Here is a 3,415-nt window from a genome sequence, read left to right as displayed (position 1 = left end):
CCGCTCGGGCACGGATCTCGGTTGAAAATTTGTTCGTCGTCTTGCTCATCGTGGCTCCACTCTCTCACGAGTTGGGGCCTCCGACAAACCCAGGGCGGTTCACAACCACTCGGCCACAGGGTTCTCAGAAGAAAGAATCGAATTGAGTCATTCGATCTTGAATCACGACCCCGTGGCCATGTCCACGCTTATGTTAGCGCCTATGAGGGCCTCCCGCCGAAGCCAACGCATGAAATATGTTCTGCCAGATGCCCTTGTCGCCCCAGCGGACGAAGCGGTTATAGAGCGTCTTGCGCGGTCCATAAGCTGAAGGGGCATCGACCCAGCGACATCCTGATTTCAGGACATGGATGATCCCGCTGATGACACGCCGGTCATCTACCCGTGCCTTGCCCCGCGTATCGGTCGGAAGATGCGGGGCAAGCCGCACAAACTGCTCGTCCGTCAGCCAGAAAAGATGATCGTCCATTCAAGGGCTCCTTTCGGAATCCTTGAATTACAAAGCTTCACCCGAGAAAACCTTTTTATGGGTCCTGACCCTAACTCAAAACGATCCAATTTCCCGGGGGCACATCACCCTCCCAGCGGGCGTATTTCTGATACAGCGCCGACTGACATACCCCCTGATTGGTCGGCTGGCTTGAATGCAGCGACCAGAAATAGCACAGGTCGGCACTGGCGTTCTGGAGGTCCATCGGCCAAACCTGGAGACGTGGGGCCGGGCGTCCGACATAGCCGGCGTAAAACGCGCAATACAAAGCGACTTGATCGAGAAACCACACGGCATCGCCGCTGTCGAAGAAATGGCGGATATAGGCCCTGACTGTGTCGAGGTAATCGAGCGCGGCGGGGGTCGGCCTCACCAAGATGACATCGGCCCACAATCGGCACCATGGGTCGGCCTGTGTCCCGGCGATCAGGGCGATGTCCTTCCCCTCGCCGAGAAACTGTTCGACCAACTGGGTCACATCGCGCAGGATGACCATGTCCATGTCCAGCATCAGCACCGGGCGACGATGGTGCCGCAACAGATCGGGAAGGTGCAGGAACCGGGCGCAGGCGTAATAAGTGCGCTTCCGGTCGGCCGCGATATGGTCCGGCGTCGATTCCGTCCCGACCTCGATGGGAAGGGCAGGAAACCGCCGCCGCAAACGCTCCGCCTGGGCAAAGGCGGCGGGAGTCGGATCGACGATGTGGAAATGCAACCGGGCCCGCGTTCCGCTGATCGCCAGGGAATTGACCAGGGCGTCAGAGTATTTGAGAAAATAATGGCTGTCGCCCCCGGCCACCACCACGATATCGCCGTCATTGCCGTCCAACTCGGCCCTTTCGTCAGGAACAGCGGCGGCCATGGGGCGGATGGTGGCCAGGAACCCAGGGTCAAGCCGGATCAGGCGTTCGATCCCGCCGTGACAGCGGCCGATGGCCTGGAACATTCGGTCGGCTTCGAGAAAACGCGTCTGCTCGGCGAGAAGTGGGGCGAGCCGTCCCGGAGCGAATGGCAGATCGGGTCGCCGGGCGGTCGCCAATCGATAGAGGTGCTCGGCCCGATGCAAATGACCTGCCCGCCGTTCGAGATTGCCAAGGGCGATCGGGAGCACATAATCGTCGGGAAAGCGGGGCAGGAGCGATTCCAGCGTGTCGGTCTCCAGCGCGGCGCCCAACTCTCCAGTACCGAGATGAACGAGCAGCGAGCGCGCGGCGGAATAGTGGGATTCGCCGTCGGGCCATAATGTCCAGGCCGTCACCGCCAGACGCGCGGCTAGCAACGGATCACGACTGATCAGATCAATTCCGGCGACATGAAGCCGGTGGGCCATTTCTGCGCGAGGTGTGCCCTGGACGGCGTGCCCAGGGGCCAGGATTCCCGCTTCGTCGGCTAGGGCGGCTGCGGTCTCGATCTCCGCGCGGTCGAGGTGAGTCCGAGCGCGGAGAACCAGCAGATCGGCCAGTCCCCGTCGGCTGGGGACCAGATGGGGGGCGACAGCCAGGGCTTGTCGCAGGATCGCCTCGGCCAGGGCGGGTTCGCCGCGCGCAAAAGCGGCAGCGGCACGGTTGTGTCTCAGCCGGGCCAGAAGTTCTGCCTCGTCCGGGTCGAGCCGATCGGCGGCGGCGAGTATTGCTTCGGCCTGGTCGGGACTGTCGTCGAGAAAGACCCGCCGGGCGATGTCGAACCGGGAGGAGGAAGTGCCGGTCATGGCCTACCTTCGTCTGGGATGCCGAAATGGCGGAACAGGGCGGTGCGGGTGCGATCGAGGTTATAATCGGCGGCAGTGGCTCGACCGGCCGCGATCATCCGGGCGACGGAGGCGTCGCCCCGGTCAATTCCTCGGGCCACGCCATGCAGGGCATCGACACATTCGAGAAGTCGGCCGCCATCGAACCACACACCGTTCTCGGGGGCGGCGAATTCCAGCCCACCGGTCCCGTGGAATCCGACCACGGCACATCCCGCCGCCATTGCCTCGATTGCGGGTAGGCCAAACGATTCTCGGTGGCCGAGAGCGAGGAAAACCGCTGATTCCGACAGGATGTCCGCCGTTTCTCTCTCGGATCGGCCTTCTATCGCCACCCAGGGCACTGCGCGATAGGCTGGGTATTTTTTCTGGAACGAACTGCGGATGAAACCGGCCTCGAAGGGGAGCTTGCGCGGGATGAAGGCGATCCGGAGCTGTTTCTCCGCCGGGGCAAACAGCGCCGAATCGACGGCATAAGGGACGATGTCGGGGGCCGGATAGCCGTAGACGTTTTGATAGAATTCGCGGATGGCAACACTTGAACAATAAACCGAGGAAATCCCGAGCTCGGCGTGGTCGCGCATACCGAGCCGCGGCCCGAAGGCATAAAAGTGGTTCTGGCAGAACATCTGCTTCGTCCCGGGCAGACGAAGAAAGGACTGCATGACCTCATCGATGATCTCGTTGACGACGATCACCTCGTCCCCCCGCAAGGTAAGGCCTTGTCCCCGGTGAACCTGGGCCTCTGACTGGAACCACGAGGGATGTCCGTCGGGCGAAATCACCACACAATCGACGCCCCGTCGCGCCAGCATCTCGGCGTGACGATAGGTGGTGCGGATCCCCCCGGTGATTTGATCGCGGGGGAACGGACAGGCAAAGATGATTCGCTGCGCGCTCATGACGTCGATCCGATCAGAAACGATAGCCCAGACCCATTTCCAAATTCACCATGGCGAAGTCGTGCGGCAGGATTGGCCGGGTGGTGAAGTACAGCAGCCGGACTGCGGGGGTCAGGTGGAACCCATAGGCCAGATCGACTTCGACCCCGCCGAAGGCCTGCACCCCTCCAATCCACGAAGACAGGGTCTGCTCTCCGGCATCGGAGAAAAACTCACCGAATGAATATCCACTGTGCAGTTTGGCCCGGCCGCCACCGATGCCGCCACCGACAAACG

General features: G+C 62.0%; 3 protein-coding genes and 1 pseudogene. All 4 read right to left on the bottom strand.

Features of this window, described 5'->3' with window-relative positions:
• Window positions 1-205 precede the first annotated feature (205 nt).
• Window positions 206-469 (bottom strand): annotated as a pseudogene (locus K678_RS17145) (transposase); the annotation flags it as partial.
• A gap of 70 nt (window positions 470-539) precedes the next feature.
• On the bottom strand, window positions 540-2,198 hold the full coding sequence (locus K678_RS17140; RefSeq protein ID WP_021133745.1) for a tetratricopeptide repeat protein: 1,659 nt from the start codon (window positions 2,196-2,198) through the stop codon (window positions 540-542).
• Complete coding sequence (locus tag K678_RS17135; protein WP_196802613.1) at window positions 2,195-2,935, bottom strand: glycosyltransferase; 741 nt, start codon at window positions 2,933-2,935, stop codon at window positions 2,195-2,197. The genes K678_RS17140 and K678_RS17135 overlap by 4 nt, the downstream gene beginning before the upstream one ends.
• A 217-nt stretch (window positions 2,936-3,152) precedes the next feature.
• Window positions 3,153-3,415: hypothetical protein (locus tag K678_RS19245; protein ID WP_021133743.1), on the bottom strand; the 263-nt coding region annotated here is incomplete at its 5' end.

The organism is Magnetospirillum fulvum MGU-K5, assembly GCF_000442515.1.
GTDB classification, from domain to species: domain Bacteria; phylum Pseudomonadota; class Alphaproteobacteria; order Rhodospirillales; family Magnetospirillaceae; genus Phaeospirillum; species Phaeospirillum fulvum_B.
This window is presented reverse-complemented; position numbering and strand designations above follow the sequence as displayed.